At 69.6% G+C, this 22592-nt stretch carries 24 protein-coding genes; 9 read left to right on the top strand and 15 right to left on the bottom strand.

What is annotated here, in order from left to right; genetic code table 11:
• Positions 1-2: 2 nt before the first annotated feature.
• Positions 3-533, top strand: a complete 531-nt coding sequence (locus Pmi06nite_RS22840) for an inorganic diphosphatase (RefSeq protein WP_203955127.1) — start codon at positions 3-5, stop codon at positions 531-533.
• Between the two features lie 66 nt (positions 534-599).
• Here the strand turns inward: Pmi06nite_RS22840 and Pmi06nite_RS22835 are convergent, their stop codons facing one another.
• From Pmi06nite_RS22835 to Pmi06nite_RS22810, 6 genes are all read right to left on the bottom strand, one after another.
• Positions 600-1754, bottom strand: a complete 1155-nt coding sequence (locus Pmi06nite_RS22835; RefSeq protein ID WP_203955126.1) for a C40 family peptidase — start codon at positions 1752-1754, stop codon at positions 600-602.
• A gap of 197 nt (positions 1755-1951) precedes the next feature.
• Positions 1952-3589: an RNA polymerase sigma factor gene (locus tag Pmi06nite_RS22830; protein ID WP_203955125.1), complete on the bottom strand. Its 1638-nt coding sequence runs from the start codon at positions 3587-3589 to the stop codon at positions 1952-1954.
• Between the two features lie 178 nt (positions 3590-3767).
• On the bottom strand, positions 3768-4871 hold the full coding sequence (locus tag Pmi06nite_RS22825) for a saccharopine dehydrogenase family protein (RefSeq protein ID WP_203955124.1): 1104 nt from the start codon (positions 4869-4871) through the stop codon (positions 3768-3770).
• A gap of 85 nt (positions 4872-4956) precedes the next feature.
• Positions 4957-5748: a hypothetical protein gene (locus tag Pmi06nite_RS22820; protein ID WP_203955123.1), complete on the bottom strand. Its 792-nt coding sequence runs from the start codon at positions 5746-5748 to the stop codon at positions 4957-4959.
• 215 nt (positions 5749-5963) lie between these two features.
• Positions 5964-7601 carry an ABC-F family ATP-binding cassette domain-containing protein gene (locus Pmi06nite_RS22815; RefSeq protein WP_373317330.1) on the bottom strand — a complete coding sequence of 546 codons (1638 nt, stop codon included), beginning with the start codon at positions 7599-7601 and terminating at the stop codon, positions 5964-5966.
• Positions 7602-7851: 250 nt separating this feature from the next.
• Positions 7852-8688: an alpha/beta hydrolase gene (locus Pmi06nite_RS22810; protein ID WP_203955122.1), complete on the bottom strand. Its 837-nt coding sequence runs from the start codon at positions 8686-8688 to the stop codon at positions 7852-7854.
• Positions 8689-8843: 155 nt separating this feature from the next.
• Here Pmi06nite_RS22810 and Pmi06nite_RS22805 point away from each other — a divergent pair, with 155 nt between their 5' ends.
• The gene (locus tag Pmi06nite_RS22805) at positions 8844-9953 is read left to right on the top strand and encodes an alpha/beta hydrolase (protein ID WP_203955121.1); all 1110 of its coding nucleotides are present in this window, start codon (positions 8844-8846) and stop codon (positions 9951-9953) included.
• Positions 9954-10033: 80 nt separating this feature from the next.
• Here the strand turns inward: Pmi06nite_RS22805 and Pmi06nite_RS22800 are convergent, their stop codons facing one another.
• Positions 10034-10834, bottom strand: a complete 801-nt coding sequence (locus Pmi06nite_RS22800) for an SDR family NAD(P)-dependent oxidoreductase (protein WP_203955120.1) — start codon at positions 10832-10834, stop codon at positions 10034-10036.
• Between the two features lie 79 nt (positions 10835-10913).
• Here Pmi06nite_RS22800 and Pmi06nite_RS22795 point away from each other — a divergent pair, with 79 nt between their 5' ends.
• Together Pmi06nite_RS22795 and Pmi06nite_RS22790 are read left to right on the top strand one after the other, a co-directional pair.
• Entirely contained in the window at positions 10914-11549 is a 636-nt protein-coding gene (locus tag Pmi06nite_RS22795; RefSeq protein ID WP_203955119.1) for a TetR/AcrR family transcriptional regulator, read from the top strand.
• A 53-nt stretch (positions 11550-11602) separates the two neighbouring features.
• Positions 11603-12436, top strand: coding sequence for a helix-turn-helix domain-containing protein (locus tag Pmi06nite_RS22790; protein ID WP_203955118.1), 834 nt, complete (start codon positions 11603-11605; stop codon positions 12434-12436).
• 12 nt (positions 12437-12448) lie between these two features.
• On the opposite strand, the gene Pmi06nite_RS22785 is transcribed toward Pmi06nite_RS22790, so the two are convergent.
• From Pmi06nite_RS22785 to Pmi06nite_RS22770, 4 genes are all read right to left on the bottom strand, one after another.
• A complete protein-coding gene (locus Pmi06nite_RS22785) occupies positions 12449-12835 on the bottom strand; it encodes a VOC family protein (RefSeq protein ID WP_203955275.1) in 387 nt (128 codons plus the stop codon).
• 29 nt (positions 12836-12864) lie between these two features.
• Positions 12865-13419 (bottom strand): DinB family protein, encoded by a 555-nt coding sequence (locus Pmi06nite_RS22780; protein WP_203955117.1) that lies wholly within the window; start codon positions 13417-13419, stop codon positions 12865-12867.
• Between the two features lie 144 nt (positions 13420-13563).
• The gene (locus Pmi06nite_RS22775) at positions 13564-14526 is read right to left on the bottom strand and encodes a hypothetical protein (RefSeq protein ID WP_203955116.1); all 963 of its coding nucleotides are present in this window, start codon (positions 14524-14526) and stop codon (positions 13564-13566) included.
• Positions 14527-14787: 261 nt separating this feature from the next.
• Positions 14788-15066 (bottom strand): YiaA/YiaB family inner membrane protein, encoded by a 279-nt coding sequence (locus Pmi06nite_RS22770; protein ID WP_373317329.1) that lies wholly within the window; start codon positions 15064-15066, stop codon positions 14788-14790.
• Positions 15067-15329: 263 nt separating this feature from the next.
• Between Pmi06nite_RS22770 and Pmi06nite_RS22765 the strand changes: the two genes are divergently transcribed.
• The gene (locus Pmi06nite_RS22765; protein ID WP_203955114.1) at positions 15330-16334 is read left to right on the top strand and encodes a DUF2278 family protein; all 1005 of its coding nucleotides are present in this window, start codon (positions 15330-15332) and stop codon (positions 16332-16334) included.
• 163 nt (positions 16335-16497) lie between these two features.
• On the opposite strand, the gene Pmi06nite_RS22760 is transcribed toward Pmi06nite_RS22765, so the two are convergent.
• Together Pmi06nite_RS22760 and Pmi06nite_RS22755 are read right to left on the bottom strand one after the other, a co-directional pair.
• On the bottom strand, positions 16498-17427 hold the full coding sequence (locus tag Pmi06nite_RS22760; RefSeq protein ID WP_203955113.1) for an SDR family NAD(P)-dependent oxidoreductase: 930 nt from the start codon (positions 17425-17427) through the stop codon (positions 16498-16500).
• 27 nt (positions 17428-17454) lie between these two features.
• Positions 17455-18336: an SDR family NAD(P)-dependent oxidoreductase gene (locus Pmi06nite_RS22755; RefSeq protein WP_203955112.1), complete on the bottom strand. Its 882-nt coding sequence runs from the start codon at positions 18334-18336 to the stop codon at positions 17455-17457.
• A 71-nt stretch (positions 18337-18407) separates the two neighbouring features.
• Between Pmi06nite_RS22755 and Pmi06nite_RS22750 the strand changes: the two genes are divergently transcribed.
• On the top strand, positions 18408-19331 hold the full coding sequence (locus Pmi06nite_RS22750; protein WP_203955111.1) for a LysR family transcriptional regulator: 924 nt from the start codon (positions 18408-18410) through the stop codon (positions 19329-19331).
• Between the two features lie 91 nt (positions 19332-19422).
• Positions 19423-20025: an HAD family hydrolase gene (locus Pmi06nite_RS22745; RefSeq protein WP_203955110.1), complete on the top strand. Its 603-nt coding sequence runs from the start codon at positions 19423-19425 to the stop codon at positions 20023-20025.
• Between the two features lie 34 nt (positions 20026-20059).
• On the opposite strand, the gene Pmi06nite_RS22740 is transcribed toward Pmi06nite_RS22745, so the two are convergent.
• Entirely contained in the window at positions 20060-20647 is a 588-nt protein-coding gene (locus tag Pmi06nite_RS22740) for a TetR/AcrR family transcriptional regulator (protein WP_203955109.1), read from the bottom strand.
• A 141-nt stretch (positions 20648-20788) separates the two neighbouring features.
• Between Pmi06nite_RS22740 and Pmi06nite_RS22735 the strand changes: the two genes are divergently transcribed.
• Complete coding sequence (locus Pmi06nite_RS22735; RefSeq protein ID WP_203955108.1) at positions 20789-21163, top strand: DUF2218 domain-containing protein; 375 nt, start codon at positions 20789-20791, stop codon at positions 21161-21163.
• Positions 21164-21211: 48 nt separating this feature from the next.
• Here the strand turns inward: Pmi06nite_RS22735 and Pmi06nite_RS22730 are convergent, their stop codons facing one another.
• Positions 21212-22057 (bottom strand): SDR family oxidoreductase, encoded by an 846-nt coding sequence (locus tag Pmi06nite_RS22730; RefSeq protein WP_203955107.1) that lies wholly within the window; start codon positions 22055-22057, stop codon positions 21212-21214.
• 132 nt (positions 22058-22189) lie between these two features.
• Here Pmi06nite_RS22730 and Pmi06nite_RS22725 point away from each other — a divergent pair, with 132 nt between their 5' ends.
• Positions 22190-22582, top strand: coding sequence for a winged helix-turn-helix transcriptional regulator (locus Pmi06nite_RS22725; protein WP_203955106.1), 393 nt, complete (start codon positions 22190-22192; stop codon positions 22580-22582).
• Positions 22583-22592: the final 10 nt, after the last annotated feature.

Below are 22592 nucleotides of genomic sequence, written 5' to 3'. Positions count from 1 at the left end.
CAGTGGAGTTCGACGTTGTCGTGGAGATTCCCAAGGGGCAACGGAACAAATACGAGGTCGACCACAAGACCGGCCGGATCCGCCTTGACCGCATGCTCTTCACGTCGACTCAGTACCCCGCCGACTACGGGTTCATCGAGAACACCCTGGGTGAGGATGGTGACCCGCTCGACGCCCTGGTGCTGCTGCAGGAGCCGACCTTCCCCGGGTGCCTGATCAAGTGTCGGGCCGTCGGCATGTTCAGGATGACGGACGAGAAGGGCGGAGACGACAAGGTTCTGTGCGTCCCCGCCACGGATCCCCGCATGGAGCACATCCGCGACATCCATCATGTCGCGGAGTTCGACCGGCTGGAGATCCAGCACTTCTTCGAGGTCTACAAGGACCTGGAGCCCGGCAAGTCGGTCGAGGGGGCGAACTGGGTCGGCCGCACCGAGGCCGAGGCCGAGATCGTGGCCTCGACCAAGCGGGCCCTCACGGAAGAGCACCACGAGGAGCAGACCCAGGACCAGGAGCAGACTCCGGAGCACTGAGTCGCCGAAGAATCAGGACACCGGACCACCGGGCGCCTGAAGTCGTGCTCCCCCCACCGCGCCGGGTTATCTCGGCCGGGTCGCCCCCACGAGGTCACGACGCCAGATGCTCGAGATGCGGACCACGTCCCCCGTCTGGGGGGCGTGGACCATCAGCCCCCGGCCGATGTAGATCCCGACGTGGTGGATCGTCCCCGGGTAACGGGTCAACTGCCCGTAGAACACCAGGTCGCCACTGCGGAGATTTCTGACCGGCACGTGCGGGCCGGAACTCCACTGAGTTCCGGTCCAGTGGTCGAGCGAGATGCCCGCCCGCTGCCAGGCCCGCATGGTCAGGCCGGAGCAGTCGAAGCTCGAGGGCCCGTCAGCCGCCCAGACGTATGGCTTGCCGAGTTGCTTGAGCGCCCACTGCGCCGCACGGCCGCCTCTGCCCGAGGCCAGTGATCCCGCCCAGCCCGGTACGGCCAGGCCGGCGCGGAGCCCCACTCTCGTCCGCTGCGCCACGGCACGGGCGCTGCGCAGACGCTCGACCCGCGACCTGGCGGCGTCGAGTCGCTGCGAGATCGCGGCCTTCTGGTGCCTGATCTTCTCTGTCTCCTGGACCTGCTGGTCGACGGACGCGCGGGCGGCGTCCCTGGCCAGCTTCACCTCTTCCGCCGTCTTCTTCTGCGTCTCGTAGGCCTCGGCGGCCTGGTCGCGCAGAATCCCGAAGACCTCCTGGGCGTCGCGCAACTGCTGCAGGGTCGCGGCGTGCTCGCTGTCGAGATGGCTGAGCACACTGGCCTGCTGCAGATAGGCGCCGAAGCCTCCCGAGGTGGACAACATCGCGGCGGCCGGCCGCAAGACGATCAGGTCGCTGTAGGCCCGGGCGGCCTCCGCGGCGGCGGCCGCCCGCGCCTGCTGGTACTGGTCTGCGGCCTGCCGAACGCGGCTGGACGCCTGCTCATACTGGTTCCGCGCGTTCTCGAGCCGGACGAGCTCACCGTTGTAGGCCTCGACGAGTCGCTCCGCGTTGGAGGCGAGGTCGTCCTGCCGGGCCTGCGCGACGGCCAGGTCGGCCTCCGCCTCGCCCAGCTGATGCGCTCGGTCCTGAGCCTGCTGCCGGGCCTCGGCGACGTCATGTGCCGAGGGTCTCGGATCCGCCGCGGCCGGGCAGCCAAGGGTCAGGACGAGACCTGAACCCAAGCCTGCGACCAGGCCCGACGCTCTGAGGAGTGGCATGCTACCCCTTCCCTAATTCCACATCCCTCAGTTCCCACCGGTTACTCTCCGTACACATCTAAGACACGGAAAGTAATTTGGTCGCGAGGTAGATCGCCCGGTATGTGGTGGAAAGGGTCGGCCGTTGCCCCGGGGAAGCGGGCTCGGTCGAACCCGCCGTCGGGGTGACAAGGAGCCCCCGACGACGGGGCGGGCCGTCACTCCGACGGCGCCTCCGGGCGCGCGGTGGGCTCGACCGAGGGAGTCGGCTCGGGCGCGGGCGGAGCGGGCTGCTCCGGCTCGGGGCGCGGCTCGGCGCGACGCTCGGGACGCGGCTCGGCGCGACGCTCGGGACGCGGCTCGGCGCGACGCTCCGGCCTGGGGTGTGACCCACCGGGTTGACTCGGCCGCGGCCGCGGCTCGGCGGAGGGCGGGCAGTCCCGCTCACGGTGCGGCCGGGGGTGACCGGAGCCGTGCTGATGCTCGTGCGGCGGCCGGGGATGGGACGTCGGCGGCTCAGTGGGGGGCGTGGGCGCGGTGGGCGGCGTCGTCGGCTCGCTCGGCTCAGGAGTCGGTGTGTGCGTCGGGGTCGGCGTGGGTGTGGGTGTGGTCGGAGCGGGGCTGGTGGGCCGGGGAGTCGGCCGGTGCGGCCAGGACGGCGGATGGAACGGGCCCTGCGGCTTGGACCAGGTCGGCGCGGGAAGGGGCTGGGGGGTCGGTTGGGGCCTGTTCGGCACCCCGGGAACGGCCGCCACGAGCTTGCGCGGCCCGAGGGTGTCGATCGGCGCCTCCTCCGCCACCGGCATGATGAGGGTCGGCGTCCTTTCCGGCTTCGCGGCCTGCGCCGGCGGGGGCGCCGCGACCACCGACGTCCCACTGGGAACGGGCACCCGGCGCGCGGTGATGGTCGTGATCCTCTCCTCCGGGCTTCCGACCACCTGCGCGAGCACCAGCACCACCGCGGCCACGGCCGCGACGGCGGCCACCGTACCGGCGATCGCCTGGGCCACCCGGCCCTCGCCCCTGATCCCCGAGCGGGGGAATCCGGAGATGTCCAGCGGGCCGATCCTCCGCGCCACGAACCGGCGGTAGGGCACGAGCTCGGGATCGATGAAGCAGCTCAGCACGCGAACGCGCAATGCGCCCGGCAGCGTGATCTCGGGCAGCAGGGCGAAGACCTTGGCAGCCGAGATCTGCTTGATCCCTCGGCGTGAGCAGATCTCACAACGGGCCCGGTGCCTGGTCACCCGGTCACGCATCTCACGCGGGAGGTCTCCGCCGAAGCCCGCGAGGATTCCGGCCAGGCGGTGGCAGCCGCGTGGTTCCTGCCGGGCGAGGATCTCCGCGGTGACGGCGTCGCGGAGCCGGGCGACCGCGGTCTCGCGGAGCCCCTCGGCGTACCGCTCGCCCGTGCCGAGGACGGCCGCCACCTCCGCTCCGGAGAGCTCGTGCCGGGTGGCCAGCTCCAGCACCTCGCGATCGCGCGGGTCGAGCCCCATGACGGCACTCCACGCCACGTTCCGAAGATCGGCGTCGCCGGGATCGCCGTTCGGCGGCGTCATGACGGGAAGAGGGCCGGTGTCGACCGGCGTGGGCTCCCCGGGCATCAGGCGGCGCAGGCACTCTCCGCGCGCCAGGGCGTAAAGCCAGGGCCGGAACTTCGCGGAGTCGCCGAGCGAGCCCACGAGAGCCTCGGCCGCGACGAAGGTGTCGCGCAACGCGACCTGGGCGCCGTCGGGGCTGCCCAGCATCGCGCGGCAGTATCGGTAGACCCCTTCGGCATACGTGTCATAGAGAGCCGCGAGCGCGCCGGGATCGCGGGCCCGCAACGCATCGACCAGGATGCCATCGTTCATATAACCGAGCGTAAAGGCTCTGTTACTTAAAGCTCCACCGATTCACCTGAAGTCGCGTAACTACACGGATCGCATTTAACGGTGGCGATCAACGGCGATTCCACACGACTTCTATGCAACCTTATTCGGACAATTCATGTTCATTGCTGAAATCGCGCTCGGGAAAGAAAGCCGAGCGTCACCCGTTCTCCTGCACGGCGAACCCGGCCTCCGCGCAGCCCTCGACGAGGGAATCCAGACCGAAGGCGTCCACCGGGCCGAGGGCGCCCTTTCCCCGCACGCCCCCGGCCAGCGCGGTCGCGGCGGCCCAGGCGACGACGCGCCCGGTGAAGTCGTACGGGTCGCCGCCGTCGAGCTCGGCAGAGGCGATCAGCCTGCCCCTGGCGTCGTATGCCTCGGCGACGACCTGCGAAGAGAGCGGCCTGCCCGCCGGATTCGCCCGATCGGCGGAGCGGAGCAGGCGATCGGCCATGTTCTCCGTCGCCCGTTTGGCGCCCGGCAGGGCCGCGATCACTGGAGCCGACCTGGCCAGTAGGCCGGCCGCCCGGCCGAGACCGCCGAACCAGCCCAGGTAGACGTTCACCTCGCGCAGCCCCCGATGGGCGGGCGGGAGGGTGAAGTGCTCGGAGGCGCCCACCGAGACGCCGTGACGCCGGCGGCCGCCGGTGTGGAACACCCTCGTCCGTCCGTGTTCGCGGACGATGCGGCCCTCGCGGAAGCCGTACATGGGGTCGAGGGCGACACCGAGCATGGAGGCTCGGGTGCCGGCGCTGGCACGCCTGGCGACGTTGCCGCTGAGGAAGTATCCGACGTCGACGCGGACCGCTTCCGCGCCCGCCTTCCGCAGTGCCAGGCTCGCGGCCAGGTTGCCGGGCACGTAGTCGTACCCGAACGCGGTGACCAGGGCCGCCCCCCGTGTGGCGGCGGCGGGGCCGTACCGCTGGAAGATCCGCTTGATGAACATCGGCTCGCCGCAGGTGTCCAGGTAGACGGCGCCCGCCTCCGTCGCGGCGCGCACCGCCGCGTCGCCCATGCGGACGAACGGGCCGACCGCGGAGACGAGCACGTCACCGGGCCCGACGACGCGGCGCACCGACTCGGGCCGCCTGGCGTCCGCGACGGCCGTGGGCACCTCGGCGGGGAGGGTGGCCGCGAGTGCGTCGAGCCTGGCCCGGTCGCGGCCCGCGAGCAGCGGCCGGACCCCGATCGCGAGCAGAGCCTCGACGATGAGCCCGCCGGTGAAGCCGGTGGCTCCGAAGACCACGATCCTGGGGCTCGTCATGCCGTTACGGTAACCTGCCTCCGATTTCAAGATCCACAGTGGGTCGTCGCCGGTTCCGGGTGACCGATGCCGCCGACGGGCTGTCTCACTGACGCCGATCGGTGATCGTCTGGTAGCCGCGGTCCTTGACGAACGGCTCAGTGGTGGGCATGACCGTGTGGATGGGGACCGCCCCCGCGGTGGCCAGGTCCTCGTACGGCTTGGCCGTCGCGCCCCAGGTGGTGACCAGGACGTCGGTCTTGGCGACGGCTCCGCGCACCCCCTCCACGGTGATGACGAAACGGCGCTTGTCACCCGCGCGGACGTCGTCGACGTAGGCGGTGCCGCCTCCCGCCAGCTTGCCCCCGGCGTCCCGCAGCAGCGCGGTGACCGCGAGCCCGTCGGCCGCCTTCAGGAACGGGTCGGAGACGTAGCCGGTCACCAGGTAGGAACCGGCCGGCAGCCGGTCGGTCGAGACCTCGGACACCGGGAAGGCCAGGAAGGCCGACGGTATCCGGGTCGCGGCACGCCACGAGGCCGGCCTGTAGTCGATCTTCACGCGGACGGGCTTGGCGCTGGAGGTCACCTGGCCGGAGAAGGGCAACGACGCGCCCGGAGCGACCGCGTCGAGCGGCTGCTCCATGTGGACGACCTCCTTGCCGGCGGCGTCGACAGCGGTGATCACGGCGACCGCGTTCTCGCCGAAGTGCCAGCGGTTGGCGTTGCTGAGCACGCCCGCCCAGCTCACCACGTAACCGCTGCCCGACTTGACGACGGAGGAGGCCTGCTCCTTCAGAGAGAGCGGCCGGAGGCCGTTCGAATTGTCGTCGCCGGAGCACGCCGTGGTCACCAGTCCGGCGAGGGCGAGGGCGATCGTGATGTGGGTGCGTCGCGTCACTCAGCCGTCTTAACCCGGAACCAGATGGCCGGACCGGTGACACGCGCAAGGCGTGCGTTGTTTTTAACGGCCGTTCTCTTCGCCTTCTCAACCGGCCGCGCACCCGTCGCCGGAAACGCCGTTCCGTGCGCGTGATGAGCGGGCAGTCGCCGTCCGGGCATCGAGTCGGCCGCAATCAAGACGATTAATCGAGTCTTATTGCTATTTATCGTGGTTTATCGCGGGCGGACCACCCGCGTCTCGTCCCAGACCGGCTCCGGCGATTCGTAGACGCGGCCGTCGGCGCCGAACACCATGTATCGATCGAAGTCGTCGGCGAACCAGCGGTCGTGCGTGACCGCGAGGACCGTGCCGTCGAAGGCGTCCAGTCCGGCCTGGAGCGCCTCGGCGCTGGCCAGGTCGAGGTTGTCGGTCGGCTCGTCGAGCAGCAGCAGCGTGGCCCCGGACATCTCGAGCAGCAGGATCTGCAACCGGGCCTGCTGACCACCGGAGAGCGTCTCGAACCGCTGCTCGGCGACGCCGCCGGCCAGTTCGTAGCGGGCGAGCGCCTTCATGGCCTCGTTCTTCAGGCGGGCGTGCTCGGTCATCACGATCTCGCAGGGCGTGCGCCCGAGCAGTTCGGGCCGGGCGTGGGTCTGCGCGAAGTGCCCGGGGACGACCCGCGCACCCAGACGCGCCACCCCGGTGTGCCGGACGTCCTCCCCCGCGATCAGGCGCAGGAAGTGCGACTTGCCCGAGCCGTTGGAGCCCAGGACGGCGACGCGCTCGCCGTACCAGATCTCCAGGTCGAACGGCTTCATCAAGCCGCTGAGCTCGAGATTCTCACAGATCACGGCACGCTTGGCGGTGCGGCCGCCGCGCAGGCGCATGCTGATGAGCTGGTCCTTCGGGGCGAGCTCGGGCGGCCCGGCCTCCTCGAACCGGCGCAGCCGGGTCTGGGCCGCGTGGTAGGGCGCGGCCATGCCGTCGTTGTAGGTCGCCTTCTGCCGCAGCATCACGACCAGGCGCTTCAGCTTGGCGTGCTCCTCGTCCCAGCGGCGGCGAAGCTCGTCGAGCCGCTCGTTGCGATCCTTGCGCGCCTCGGAGTATGTGGCGAAGCCGCCCCCGTGGATCCAGACGTTCCCCGACTCGACGGTGACGATCCGGTCGACGGCGTTGGCCAGCAACTGGCGATCGTGCGAGACCAGCAGCACGGTCTTGGGGGTCTCCCGCAGAGCCTGTTCGAGCCAGATCTTGCCGGGCACGTCGAGGTAGTTGTCGGGCTCGTCGAGGAGGAGGGTCTGGTCGGGTCCCCGGAGCAGGGCCTCCAGCGCGAGCCTCTTCTGCTCGCCGCCCGACAGCGTGGTGAGGTCCCGATATTTCACGTTGTCGTATGGCGCGCCGAGCGCTGCCATCGTGCAGGTGTCCCAGAGCACCTCGATGTCGTAACCGCCGGCGTCGGTGTAGTCGGTGATCGCCTGGGCGTAGCGCATCTGTGTCTTCTCGTCCTCGCGCTCCATCATCGCGAGTTCGGCGCCGGCGAGCCGCTCCGCCGCCTCCTTCACGCGCACGGGAGCGACGCTGAGCAGCAGGTCCTGGACCGTACGGCTGTCGCGGCCGTCTCCTCCCGGAGAGCTCTCACCCGCGCCCCGCAGACTGCCGATGAACTGCCGCATCACGCCCAGTCCGCCGGCGTGGGTCACCGATCCCTCGATCGGCTGGAGGTCTCCGGCGATCAGCCGGATCAGGGTCGTCTTGCCCGCCCCGTTGGGGCCGACCAGGGCGGCCTTGGTTCCCTCGCCGATCCGGAACGACACGTCGTTCAGCAACGGCCTGCCGTCAGGGAGCACATGGGTCAGACGGCTCACTTGCACGCTGTGGCCCCTGGTCGCAGGCCAATCGGATGAAGAGGACACCCGCGAAGCGTAGACAGCGAAGAAGGAACCTGGCCACCGGATAAGCGACCGGCCCTGTCAGGCCGGGCTCTCAGCCAGGCTCAAGCCGAGCGCTCAGGCCGGGCTCAGGCCGAGCGCTCAGGCCGGGCTCTCGAGCAGGCCGCCGACCGGAACCGGAGACCGGTCCGGCGGCGGACCCGCGCATGCGACAGAGGATGCGACCGCCGTGTCAGGCGAAACGGCGGACGAAGGTCAGGGCCGTGTCGGCGACTTCCTTCCAGCCGCTGTCGATCGTGAGAGCGTGGCCGCGGCCGGGAATCTCGACGATCTCGGTGAGGCCGGGGTTGTCCTTCTGCTGCTTGTAGGACGCGTTGGCGATCGCCCAGGGGACGGTGTGGTCCTTCTCCCCGGAGATGATCAGCATCGGGCCGCGGTCGGGGTTGTCGGTGTCGACCTTGACCTCGGTCCACGGGTTGAGGTTGGCCGCGGCCGCCTGGAACAGCGGCGCTCCGGGGGCGGGCACGGCGAAGGTCTCGTACAGCTCCTTGGCCTCGTCCTCGCTGACGGCGTTGGCGAAGGCGTAGCGGAACTGGTCGTAGGTCAGCGGGACGGCGCGGTGCCGGTTGGCCGGGTTGGTCAGCACCGGCGAGGCGGACCGCAGGGCGGAGATCGGCAGGGGGAGCACGCCGCGGAAGGGAGCGGGGTCGATCGCCACGGCGGCCACCGACAGGCCGCGCCCGGCGAGGATCTGCGCGAGCAGCCCGCCGAAGGAGTGGCCGATGACGACCGGCTTCTCGTTCAGCTTGGCGATCAGGTCGGCCAGGTGGTCGGCGACCTGTCCGACGGTCTTGTTCGCGAAGACCTCGGGATGGGCGTTTGCCTCCTCGACCGTCTCGGGGTCGTCCGGCCAGCCCAGGCTCACGGGAGCGTATCCGGACTCCGCGAACAACGCGGCCCACCGGTCCCAGCTGCTCGGGAGCAGCCACAGGCCATGGACGAAGACGACCGGCGTGCGGCCGCTCGCGTTGGCTTCCTCGACCTGCTGTACGTCATGCGAAGTGGTCATGCCAAGAAACCTACTCGGCGGGTCGGGATACGCAATCGGGCAAATGGCTGCGAACGGGTGAACAATCACCGGTCGTCCAGCCGTGGTGCACGCCACAGCCGGATTCGGCCTCACAAATGGAGGGATCACGGCATTTCACGCTAGGTTTTTGGGCCATGCGCGAGAAGCGGAGACGTCGTCTCGTCTGGGCCGTGGCGGGGATCGCCCTCCCATCCGTGATCGCGCTGGGAAGCGCCGGGTGGTACTACTCGGGCCTCGTCATCGATCCCTATCACTCCTCGGACTATCCGCTCGAGGTGACGGCGGTGAGCGGCGACCAGGTCACGCTGAAGGGCGGCACCGACACGGCGGCACCGGGGACATACGGCCTGACCTGGGCGAACGGGAACGCCCTCCTCGGCCCTGTCGTCTCCACCGGAATCGGGACGGTGACCCGGAAGGTCGAGAAGGTGTCGCGGGGCACGCTCCGCCCGGGCGTCCGGGCCTATCTCGACCGATCGTTGTGGGGCCGCGTGCGCCCGTCGGCCGTGGGCGTGCCGTACAAGGATGTGAAGGTCCCCTCCCCGCTCGGCGACTTCCCCGCCTGGCAGACCGAGGGCACCTCGTCCACGTGGGTGATCGCCGTACACGGGCGGAACGGCGACGCCGCCGAGGCGCTCCGCGTGTTGCCGACCCTCCGTCGATTCGGGATGCCGGTGCTCGGCATCACCTACCGCAACGACGAGGGCGCACCCGCGGGCCCAGGCGGGAAGCTCCACCTCGGAGCGGGTGAGTGGGAGGACCTGGCGGCGGCCATCACCTACGCCAAGAGCCAGGGCGCGACGGACGTGGTCCTCTACGGATGGTCGATGGGCGGCGGAATCGTGCCCATGGCCGTGCGGAAGCTCCCGGACGAGCCGATCAAGGGCATGATCCTGGACAGTCCCGTCATGGACTGGCGGTCGCCCATCGCGCACGGCGGCCGCCAGATGGGCGTGCCCGACTTCCTGGTCTCGGTCGCCGACTGGGTCATCGAGCGGCGCACCGGTCTGTCCTTCGACGACCTCGACCATGTACGGCATGCCCACGACTTCTCGATCCCGGCGCTGATCTTCGTCGACTCGGCCGACGGCACCGTGCCCGTGGAACCGGCTCTGGAGTTCGCCAGGATCCGGTCCGACCTCGTCACGCTCGTGCAGACCAAGGACGGGGGCCACACCGGCTCGTGGAACGTCGACCCGGAGCAGTACGAGGGCGCCGTGCGGACGTTCGTGTCGGGCCTGTAGACCCGCGCGTCAGATCGCGAGCGTGACCGCCAGGCCCACGGTCCTGGGCCCGCAGGTCGCAGGAACGGTCTGATCGCGGTTCAGATGACCGAGCGGATCGTGCCTCCGTCGACGCGGATGGTGGCACCGCTGACATAGTCGGCCACCGGACCGGCCAGGTAGGCCACGGCGGCCGCGATCTCCTCCGGTCTGCCGAGACGACCCACGTCGTTGGGGACGATGTCGGTGATCGCCCCACGCTCGATCTCCTCCCACGTCTCGCCCCAGCCGTTCGCCGGCGCCAGCTTGGTGAGGAGCTTGCGTACCTCCGGGACGAGGATGGCTCCGGGAGCCACGACGTTGGACGTCACACCCGTGTCCTTGAGTTCGCGCGCGAGTGAGACGGCGAGGTTGTGCCGTGCCGCCAGCGAGGCGTTGTAGTGCGGCAGGGCCGCGGACGGCTGCTGCGACAGTCCCCCGCCGATCTGGATGACCCGGCCCCAGCCCCGTTCGCGCATGGCCGGGACCAACCTCTGGATCATCCGTACGCCGGAGATCACATTGACGTTGTACGTCTCCGCCCAGATCGCCGAAGTGGCGTCCGCCCATGACAGATGCTCGTACGCCCCGGCGTTGTTGACGAGGATGTCGATCGGCCCGCCGGCCAGGGCCGCCGCGGTCACCGCGTCGGCGCCGGCGTCGGTGGCGAGATCACCGACCGCGACGACCGCCTCCCCTCCCGCGGCCCGGATCGCCTCGGCCACCCCGTTCGCCCGGCCCTCGTCGCGGCCGTGCACGACGACCGTCACGCCCTCGGCGGCGAGCAGCCGCGCGATCGCCTCTCCCAGGCCGGAACTCGACCCCGTCACCAGCGCCCGCCTGCCGGCAAGTCTCAGATCCATCGCCTCACACCTCACATTCCCCTTGCCTTATGTCTACGACTGTATACATGCCTTGTTCGAATTGTCTACACTGGTAGACATGGAAGCCGACGACATGAGCCACGATGGCGAGCCCACCCCCCGGCGCCGGCGCGACGCCGGCATGACCCGAGAGGCGATCCTGCGATCGGCGTTGACCGCCTTCACCCGGTTCGGCTACGACGGCGTGGGCGTCCGCGAGATAGCGCAGAAGGCCGGCGTGACCGCCATGCTGGTCAACCGATACTTCGGCTCCAAGGAGGGGCTCTTCGCCGAAGTCGTCGATGTCGCCCTCGCCCCGCGGACCGTGGTCGGGGACGACCTGTCGACGCTCAGCCGCGACGCGGCCGCCGCCCTTGTGGCGAAGACGGCGCCCGAGGCCGAGAGCCTGGACCCGTTCCTCCTGCTGCTCCGCTCGGCCGCGAACCCGCGAGCGGCGGAGATCCTGCGCGAAGGAACGCAACGGCACGTCGAGCGCCACTTGAAGAGCATGGTGACCGGCGCGCACGACGCCGAACGCACCGCGTTGTTCCTGTCGGTCATCGCGGGCGTCTGGCTCATGCGGAAGGTCATCGGCAACACGGCGCTCGCCGAGGCGGATCCGGCCGTCCTGTCCCGGCACCTCGAGGCGATGTTCCAGACACTCGCCGAGCCGGCTCCCGATGCGCGCACCGCGCCGACCGCCGGCGACGGATGAGGGGGTGCGACACACCCACTGTATTGATAGGTAATGCGAAATAGCCTGGCCAGATGGACAACGACAGGCTTCTCGGCGACTTCCTCCGCACCCGGCGTGAGACGACGTCTCTCGAGGACGTCGGCCTGCCGCCCAGTGGTCGGCGACGCACTCCGGGGTTGCGCCGCGAGGAACTCGCGATGCTCGCCGGCGTCAGCAGTGACTATTACATCCGGCTGGAGCAGGGCCGGGAACGCAACCCGTCCCAGCAGGTGCTGACCGCCCTCGCGGAGGCCCTGCGGCTCGACGCCGACGCCACCGACTATCTGTACGAGCTCGTGCACACGCGTGCGTGGCCGCCCCGTGCGGACGTCCGCGGACCGGAGCATGTCAGCCCGGCCCTTCTCCAGCTCATGGCGGGCTGGCACAGCAATCCGGCGTTCGTGATCGGCCGCGGCCTGAACGTGCTGGCCGCGACCCCGCTGGCCACCACGCTCTATGAGGGAGTGGCCCACCAGGAGAACTGCCTGAAGCTGGTCTTCTTCTGCCCGAGCTCACGGGACTTCTACCTGGACTGGGAGGAGGCCGCCGCGTACAAGGTGGCCGAACTGCGTGCGGCGGTGGGAAGGGACCCCGGCAACCCGGATCTCATTCAGCTCATCGAGGAGCTCTCCGAGCACAGTGAGGAGTTCCGCAGCCTGTGGGCGCGCCATCACGTCCGGACCCGGCGCAACGAGGTCAAGCGGTTCCGGCACCGCGACGTCGGCCCGGTGACCGTGTCCTGGGACGTGTTCACCGTGAACAGCGCACCCACTCAGCAGCTCATCGTCATGGGCGCCGAGCCCGACAGCACGTCGGAACGCGCTCTCGCCCATCTGGGCCGGACGGTCGCGCGGGCCTCGGCCTGACTTCCGTACGGCTCAGGCCGGCAGGAGGCAGAACTCGTTGCCTTCCGGGTCGGTCAGCACGACCCAGCCCTCGTGGACGGCGTCCACACGCGCTCCGAGCGCGCACAGCCGCTCCACCTCCGCGTCAAGGTCGTCGCAGGTCAGGTCGAGATGGAGCCGGTTCTTGACGACCTTCGGCTCCGGGATCAGCACGAAGAAGAAGCGTGGCGTCACACCCGGCCGCGCCTCCACCAGAACGGTCGGATCGTCCTCCGGATCGTCGATGCCGTTGCTCCGCAGGCGCTCGAGTTCCGCCTCGTCGTACGGCGCGATCGCGTAGCCGTCCAGTGCGGCCGCCCAGAACCGCGCGACCGTGGCGGGATGCCGGCAGTCGACCACGATGTCCTTGATCCGGGCCATCACGCCGTCGTCCCCCAGTCCGCCCCGAGTCAGAGGTTTCCGAGCTCGCTTCTCCGGCGGTAGAGATCGCGCAGGACGCCGACCTCCGCGCCGTGATGCACGATCTCGTCGAAGACGTGCAGAGCCAGGTCGACCGTCGAGTCCTTGGCGTAGAGGCCGAAGGCCGGGCCGATGGGACTCCACCACCGCTGCTCGTCGATCCCGCCGATTCCCGCACGCCAGTCCCGGTAGGCGCCGTCCAGGTAGGCACGGGCCCCCGTCGCCGAGGACGCGAACTCCACATCGTCGACCGTGATCTTCCCGTCCGCGAACAGCCGGTCGCCGAAGCCGATGAAGGTCGCGCCGATGTGCCCGATGCGCCAGGCGATCGTGGTGATGGGCGGCGGATCAGGAGCGGGTTCGCCCGTCGGGCCGCCCCCGTCCCCCTCGATCCGCCACCGCCCGGCGGCGTCCTGACGCACCGACCAGCAGTCCGGAACGGGTTCCCAGAAGTACTCGTCGTCGCTCAGGCCGTCCAGTCGATCGAGGAAGCGGCCCCAGACGAAGTCGAACGCCTTCTCCAGCGAGTTTCCGATGTCGGCCATGGTGCAGTCTTCTTCGGATCGATTCGGACGGTCAACCCCCGGGACGGACACGCGTGAGGCCCTTCCGGCGAACCGGAAGGGCCTCGCGGTGGAGCCGCCTCGCAGTGGGGCTCCACCGATCATCCGCCGATCAGCGCGTGGAGCTCACTGCTGGAAGTGGCCGGGGCCGAGCACCTGCCAGGAGGAGCCGTGCGGGTCGCTGATCGAGCGATACGGAGCGGTGAAGCTGAGCGCCTGCGAGGTGGAGCGCTTGATCGCCCAGAGGGTGGGCTTGTCGCCCGAGCGGTCCCAGGCGATGCCCTGGCCCTCGACGTTCGGCAGGGTGACCGTGGCGACCCATTCGAGCTCGGGGCCTGCGGCCGGGAGGTTCATGACGTACGCCTCGCCGAGGTCGTGCCCGGTGAGCCAGAGCCGGCCGTCGGGTCCCCACGATCCACCGGAATTGCTCATCGGCTTGAACCGGTCGAGGATCGTCTTCGGGATGTTCCAGGACTCGACGACCTGGAAGTGGTCGTCCATCTTGACGATCTGCGTGTTGTAGGTCTCGCCATACGGCTCGGTCTCGCCGTCCGGCACCTCGTCGTAGTTGGCGAAGCCCGCCCACCACGCCCCGTCGTGCCGGTCCAGCCAGGTCAGCGAGCCGCGGTAGATGCCGAAGCTGTAGGTGTCGACGTGCCGCATCGTCTTGGTGTCGAACACCTCGATCGAGCTCTCCATCGGCGACTGGTCGTAGTTGGAGTGCGCGGCGTACAGCTTGTCGCCGACCACCACGGCGCTGTCCATGTGGATGATCGGGCCGGCGGGGTCGCTCACGAACTGCAGCAACGGCTTGCCGGTCGCCTTGTCGTGCTTGGTGATCTTACGGTTGTCGACCACGTAGAAGTACTTCTTGTCGACGGCGACCGCCTGGTTCGCGTCGAAGGTGTCATAGGACCTGGAGAGAGTGGCGGTGAACACCGGGGGCTCGACGGCGGCGGCAGCCGATGCGGCGGTCGGGGCATGCGCCGGCGCGGCCGCCTGGGCGGGCACGAGGCCCGTGCTCAGGGCCAGCGCTCCAACGGTGATCGAGGCCGCCAGTCCAGTGGCGATCTTCGCTCGGGTGGGCATCATTTCCTCCAAGGGCACTTCGCGTTGAGAGAAGGCGCCGGGTCGCTCGCCCGTCCGCGACCGGATGACCGGTGCGGTTCGTGCGACCGAGACGCCTCACTCAGACCCGAAATGACCTTTTCGGCCGTGATGTTCTTGTAAGCGAACGTGACTCAACCGGTCGATGAACCAGTCAAGAAAGGCGGCTCCTGCGCGGCCCGCAGCAGTCGCTCCGCGACCGAACGCAGGTGGCCGGACATCCCGCCGGCCGGGTGACGGCGATCAGTCGACCTTGAAGGGGTCGTGCTCGGCCAGCAGTTTGTCGAGTCTGGCCTGGTCGACCCGGCCGACCAGGGTGCTCTCCTCCTGCCGGTCCCTGACGCACTTGGCGAGGGTGAACGTCGACGTCACCACATAGAGCAGGCCCAGGCTCAAAAACGCCCGGACCCAGCCGTTCACGGGCAGGTACGCGACGCCCACGGCGAGAGCGGTCACCGAGACCCCGAACGAGATGACGGACTGAACGTAGAACGCGGTCGTCGTGGTCGGAGCGGTTTGCACGGGTCGTGTCATATGACCATCGTCGGCACGGTTTGTTCGTGTGTCGTGAGTGCACCTACTCAGCGCGAGGTGAGTAGGTGCACTCACCGATGTCGTACGGAACGGAGCTCTCCGGCGACGCCCTGCCCCTGATCCGGGAGTCGCGAATAACGGGACTTGCTTTCCAAATGCCGCAATGTCGGCCATTCGGCCGGCGTCGAGATTACTGTCGAAATCGCACACGAGCCGATGTGACTCGATGCCAGGTGATTGGAGCCTCGCCGATGCCGTTGCGGTCCTATGGCGTACTGGCGGGTCGCGCCGTCGACCTGCGCCGCGAGGGAGCCACCGACACCCCGCACTTCCAGATCCATCTCCTCGACGCCGGCGGCACCGCCTATCGGGCCGCGGTCAACGTCGAGTCGCAGCAGGCCCCCTCCGAGTTGCTCTACCTGGCCGACGAGGACTTCAGCCACCCTGTCACGGCGCTCCTGCCCGAGCCGGGCAGCGGGTGGACGGCGCTCGCGTCGAGACCCGGCGGCGCGAGTCTGGATTTCATCCGCGGCAACCTGTTCGACCCCGCGCTCATGCGCACGCTCCCGCCCGAGCTTCCCGGCCAGGACAACGACCTGGCCGACAAGCTCGACCATTACCTCCAGCGGGCGATCGGCGACCCGGCCGCCGGCGTCTACGTCTTCGGCGAGCGGTGGGGACCCGAACCCTCCACCCGTGACAAGGTCTTCGGCTTCCTGCCCGGCAACGGCGTCCACGACGTCCACATGAACCAGGGCAACAGCGGAAGCTTCCGCAAGGACGACGGCGTCTGGCAGGACGGGGGCCTTCTGATACACCTGCCCGCCGAGCAGCGGTGGATCGCGATCTTCCTGGCCTTCCAGTCCCAGGCCTGGCACACCGACGACGCCACCGGGCACGCCGTCGACGAGGCACCCCCGCGGCCCGTGCCGGGTGACCGGGCGTTGCGCATCCTCGCCGCCCTGGTCAACCCCGTCGGCCCCGCCCCAGAACCCGAGACCGTCACCCTCATGAACGCCTCACCCGAACCGATCGACCTCGACGGCTGGCGCCTGACCGACCAGGGAAGACGCACGCTCCGCCTCACCGGGCTCATCGGCCCGGGGGCGGCCCTCTGCCTTCCCGTCACCGCGGGGCTCCAGTTGGGCAACGGCGGCGGGGCGATCACCCTGCTCGACCCCGCCGGCCTCAAAGCCGACGGCGTCTCCTACACCAAACAACAGGCGGCCAGGGAAGGATGGACGATCACCTTCTGACGACGCCCTGCTCTTCCGGCCGGAGGGGCCAGTCGCGAAGCGGCAGGTAGACGAACCGCCGGCATATGGTGGTCGTCACGAATGGTCCTGGCCTTCTGCGGGGGGATCATGGCCGTTCGAGACCTGACTGTATCCCCGGGGTCGGCCGATGTGCCGTCCGTGATCAGTCCGCGCTGCTCAGCATGCTCTCCGACAGAGTCCACAGGCGCTCCGCGTTGGCCGGGTCGAGGGCGTAACGGGCCACTCCGTGCAGGTCACCGGTGCGTCGATCGACGACCTCGGTCTCGTTGCAGTCGACGAAGTAGCGTCCGCCGACGCCGTCGAGCAGCGGCGACACGGCGAGCAACACTGACGTCGCCGCCCCCTGCTCCACCGACTTGATCAGCTCGGCCGGAACCCGTCCACTACCCCGGCCGCCCGTGTGGCGTTGGAGGTTGGTGTAGACGGCCCCGGGCATCAGCGCATTGGCGGTGATGCCGTCACCGGCCCAGCGCCGGGTCGCCTCCACTGCGAACAGCACGTTCGCGGTCTTGGACTGGCCGTACGCAAGCCAGGGATCGTAGGGGCGGAAGGCGAAATTCGGGTCGTCGAAGACCACGGGCGAGATCTGGTGCCCAGTGGAGCTGACCACGACGATCCGCGCCGCGCCGTCGGCGACCAGCGCGGGGTGCAGCCCCTTGGCCAGCGCGAAGTGGCCGAGGTGGTTGGTGGCGAACTGTGACTCCCACCCCTGCGCGGTGTACTCCTCGGGGCAGGCCATCACACCTGCGTTGTTCACCAGAACGTGCAGCGGCCCCTGCCACCACGCTACGAACGCCGCCACTGACGCCGGGTCCGTCAGATCCAGCCGCGCGACACGCAATGCCCGGTTGCCCGTTGTCGCGGTGACGGCTGCGGCGGTGCGCTCGCCCGCGGCCACGTCACGGACGGCGAGGGTGACTTCGGCGCCGGCGCCCGCCAGCGCGCGCGCCGTCTCCACGCCTATACCGGACGAGGCGCCGGTGACGACGACGCGGCGGCCGGTGAGGTCGACGCCCGCGGCGACCTCACCGGCGGTGCTGGCGAAGCCGAACGGAGTCTGAATGGCACTCATGGACGAAACTCCTTGCTTGAAAACAGGTCATGCGGTGAGGTCCTGCTCGCGGAGCGGCGTTCCGCCGTACCAGGGCAGGACGCCGCCGAAGCGGACGAGTTCGCCGTAGAAGGCCGGGTCGACCCGCTCGGAGAGCAACAGGTCGAGCAGCGCCCTCGCGGCCTGTTCCGGCGTCTGGGCCCGACTGAAGTCCTCGAACCACGGCCGTGACAGCGGAGTGTCCACGAGTCCGGGGCAGACCGCCGCGATGAGCGTCCCCGCGGGCAGGTCCCGCGCCCGCCGCTGCGCCGCGACCGCCCGCACCGCCGCGACCTGGGCCACCTTGGACGGCACGTTGAGCCAACGCGGCCAGCCCAGCCCCTCCGCCGTACCGGCGTGGATGGCGGTGCGCCAGGACTCGACGGCCCTTTCGACCTCGTCGAGCGACGCGCCGTCGAACAGGGGATGGAGCCGAGGGTCCAGGTGACCGAGCGTGCCCAGAGAACTGGCCACGACGATCAGTCGCCCGCCGGGCCGCAGCACCGGGCCGAACGAGCGCAACATCGCGTGCGTGCCCCCGTTGGCGACGGCGAGGAATTCATCGGCCTGCTCGGACTGCGGCCGATCAGGGGTGAGCAGGGCGCTCGCGTTGGACACCACGATGTCCACCCCGCCGTGGCGCTCGCCGAGTTCGGCGGCCATCGCAGCCACGGCGCCGGCGTCGGTGACGTCGAGCACCCGGCCCTCCACCCGGCTCCTCGTCCCGGGGGCCTTCGCGACGAGTGCGGCGGCGTCCCCGACCCGCTGAGCGTCTCGTCCGGTGAGCAGGACCACGTCGTCCGGGCCCATCCGGGCGGCCATCCCCTCGACGAGCGCGAAGCCGATGCCCTTGTTGGCCCCGGTGACCAGGGCGACACGTGTGGATTCCATGTGACCAGGCTAGGAAGACCGTCAGTCATGCGTCCAACGAAAGTTACGCACACCTGGTATGCGTAATATTCATGGACTTCACGAACGCCTCGCTGACCGAACTCCGGGTCTTCCGCGAGGTGGCCGAGCGAGGCACGCTCACTTCCGCGGCGGCCGCGCTCGGTTACACCCAGTCAGCCGTCTCCCGGCAGATCTCCGCACTGGAACGCGCGGCCGGAGTCCCGCTGCTGGAACGGCGACGCGACGGGGTGCGGCTGACCGCGGCCGGGCACATCGTGTTGCGGCGGGCCACGACGGTGCTCGACCAGATCGACGCCACGGCACGCGAACTCGCGGGCCTTCCGGCCGCGGCGGGGACCGTGCGTGTCGGCTGGTTCACCAGCGCGGGCGCCGTCCTGGTGCCCAACGCCATCGCCGCTCTGCGCCGCACTCACCCCGCCATCAGGGTCATCTCGCGGGAGGGCAGCACACCCGCGCTGGTCCGCGCGTTGCGGGCCGGCAGCGTGGATCTCGCGGTGCTGGCATCGGCGCCGCCGTTCCGTCCGCCCGACGCCGAGTCACCTCCGCTGGAACTGCAGACGCTCGCCGAGCGCAGCCTGCGTCTTGCGGTGCCCGCCACCCACCCGTTCGCCAGGCGTGACTCCGTCGACGTCGCCGACCTGCGCGGTCAGCGCTGGATCGCCGGCCCGTCCACCGGTGAGGAGAACCTGATGGGCGTCTGGCCCGGGCTGGACGAACGCCCTGAGATCGCGCACACCGCCCGTGACTGGCTGGCCAAGCTGCATCTCGTCGCCGCCGGGTGCGGACTGACCACCGTGCCGGCGTCGCTGGTGCCGACCGCACCCTCAGGAGTGCGGATCGTGGCGGTGCACGGCGGCCCCCAGGAACAGCGGCGCATCCTGCTGGCACGGCTCCCGCACCCACTGACGGAGCCGGTCGCCCGCCTCTCCGAAGCCCTGCGGGCGGCCGCGGCCGAGAGCGGAGCAGCGACCTGAATCAGGCGCCAGTCGACGGAAGCCCGGCAGACTGTCCGAAGGGTACGGCTGGAAAGATCGTTGTGGCTTCGCCGAGGAACAAGGAGATGCGATGACAGTGCCCTTCGAAGCGGTGCTCTGCGACTTCGACGGAGTGATCCGGTTCTACGACACAGCCGAAGTGACCAGGCTGGAGCGTGCCGCGGGCCTTCCTGAGGGCACCACGGCGAAGGTCGCCTTCGCGCACGAGCGGGACCTGCCGGCATTGCTCGGGAAGATCACGACCGAACAGTGGGTTCAGTCGATCGTGGCCGGTCTGTCCGATCAGGTGCCGGAGGAACAGGCACGCGGGCTGGGCGAGGCGTTCGCCCATGGGGACTTCTGGGCCGATGAAGGCGTGCTCGAGTTGCTCCGCCGGGCGCAGGCTCACGTACCGGTCGTGCTCGTGACCAACGCGACGCTGTCACTAGAAGACGATCTTGCGCGGCTCGGTTTGACCCACTTCGCGGACGAGGTCGTCAGCAGCGCCCGCGTGGGCGTCGCGAAGCCGGACCGGCGGATCTATGAGATCGCCGCCGAACGTGTGGGCGTGCCGCCGCAGCGATGCCTGTTCGTCGACGACCGTGCGGAGAACGTCGAGGCCGCCGTGAGGCTGGGCATGCACGGCGTCCTGTACAGCGGCATCTCCGACCTGGAGAAGGCACTGGCTCCCTGACCGATGCTTCCGGACCGCATGAGTGGTCCGGAACTCAACGGCGAAGGGCGGAGGGTGTCAGTCCCGCCAGGGTGACGGCGACCAGGCGGTGGACGGCGTCCTGACCGGAGAGGCCGCCGGCCGCCGTCAGGGCGTGCAGGCAGTAGGCGGCCAGTTCGTCGGCGGCCACGTCGTCGCGGACGTCTCCGTCTTGGGCGGCCTCGGCGATCAGGCTTTGGACGAAGTCGCGGAGTCGTCGTCGCACACGGTCGACGTGTTCGCCATGGTGCAGCAGCGTGGCGAGTTCTCCACCATGGTGGCGCGCCGAGTGATGCTGGATGTGGGCGTAGGTGCGCAGGACGGCCTGCAGGCGTACGACGGCCGGGGCGGCCTGATCCGCGACGGCCGCGAGTTGGTCGAGGTGTGCGGTGATCTGACGCTCATGCCAGGCGGTGAGGACGGCCTGGGCGTCGGGAAAGTACTTGTACAGCGTCGCGCGCCCGATGCCGGCCTTCTCCGCGATCTGCGACATGGTCAGCGCGACCAGCCCGTGCTCGGCCACCAGCGCCGCCATGGCATCCAACGCCGCGTCCCGGACCGCGGCGCGGTGTGCGTCGATCGTCTCGGTCCACAGCTTGGGCATGTCCACGATCATACATACCGTTCACCTACGAATCACTATGTCATTGACGGAGACAGAGTGTCTCGATAATTTGATGGCGCCAGAACTGATCGCCGACCGCCCCGGAGCCGCGATCAGTTCCCTTCAGAGAGAAGGAAAACGATGCCGATCCTCCAGACTCAGATCCCGACCGAACGGGCCGGCCGTTATCTCGTCCAGTTCTGCCGGCACGCCTCCGCCATGGGCGGCGCCCATACCCACCGCATGCACCGGAACGGAACGACGCCCCACCGCGAGGTGCAGGTGACCGCCGAGTGGTCGGACGTCAGCGGAGTCGTCACCTTCACTCCATGGGGCCGGTGCACGCTCACGGCGGACGCCGGCACTCTCACGCTGCGCATCGACGCCCCCGACGAGGACGGCCTGGCCCAGATCCGCGACACCGTCACCCGCGACTTCGAGCGGTTCAGCCTGCGCGACCCGATGACCGTGACCTGGCAGCGGTCCGAAACTCCCGGCGCCCTCCCGCCACGCTGAAGAGCCGAGAGGGCCCGTGAGCTGGAACCTGGTCTTATCGCCGGGGTCTCACCGGAAGGCGGCGATGTGGCGCCGGACCCAGTCGGCGAAGGCGCGCGGCGCACGGCCGAGGACCCGCTCGACGTCAGGGCTGATCAGCTGCTCGGCCGGAGTGGGCTCGCCGAGGATGTCGAGGGTGGTCTCGACGACGAGTTCGGGCATGAACTGCAGCATCTGTGCGCGGGCCTCGTCGCGGGTCTGCTCGATGAACCGGATGGGCTCGCCGAGCGCGTCGCCGATCGCCTCGGCTCGCTGCCGGGGCGTGGCGAGGTCAGGTCCGGTCAACTCGTAGAACCGCCCGGTGTGACCCTCCTCGCGCAGGGCCGCGGCGGCGACGTCGGCGATGTCGGCCGGGTCGACGGTCGGCAGCCCGACGTCCCCGAACGGCGCGGCGACCGTTCGAGCGGTACGGATCGACCCGGCCCAGGCGTACGCGTTGGAGTGGAAGCCGCCGGGCCTCAGGATCGTCCAGTCCATTCCCGACTGCCGGACGGCGTCCTCCCTGGACCGTCCCACATCCCCGTGAGAGGACGACTGCGACCGGGTCACGACGCCCTGGGAGGACAGCCACACGACGCGTCCCACTCCGCCGGCCTTCGCGACGTCGAGGATGTCCTGTGGGCTGAACGGGTGTGCACTCCCGCCGCCGTCGTGGAGGAACAGCGCGTCGGCGCCGTCGAGAACAGCCCGGAGACTCTCGGGGTCGGTCATGTCCGCCTGGGCATGCCGGACGCCCTCCGGCACGCCCGCATCCGAGACCCCTCGGGAGACCGCCGTAACCTGCTCGCGGGCTTCCGCGAGCGCCTGCACGAGCGGTCGGCCGACGTTGCCGGTCGCCCCCATCACTACGATCATGAACAGCTCCCCTGAGTGGTTATCAACGCCCGAGCCGGGCGAAGGCATCGCGGTCTTGCTGCGACTCGGCGACGCTAACACCGTCGATATAGTAGGTACCTAGAAGAAAGTGACTATCTCCAAGGGATGCGCATGGCTGACAACACGACCTGGACGGCACTCGCGTCGGCCGATCCCGAACACGCCTGTCCGATCAGCCCAGTCGTCGACATCGTGTTCAGCCGATGGACCACACCGATCCTGTGGACCCTCAACGCGGACGGCAGGCAACGGTTCGTCGAGCTGCAGCGACGGATCACCACGATCACCCCGAAGGTGCTCACCCAGCGGCTGCGGCAACTCGAACGCGACGGCATGATCGTGCGCACCTATTACCCCGAGGTCCCCCCTCGGGTCGAGTACGAGATCAGCGAACTCGGCCGCAGCCTCGCCCCGCTGTTCGCCCATCTCGCCGAATGGGCCACCACCAACCTCGACAAAGTCGAGCACGCGCGGAACGACTACGACACCGATTCGGCCCAGTAGCGCTGCCGAA

The organism is Planotetraspora mira (genome assembly GCF_016863275.1).
Lineage (GTDB): Bacteria > Actinomycetota > Actinomycetes > Streptosporangiales > Streptosporangiaceae > Planotetraspora > Planotetraspora mira.
This window is presented reverse-complemented; position numbering and strand designations above follow the sequence as displayed.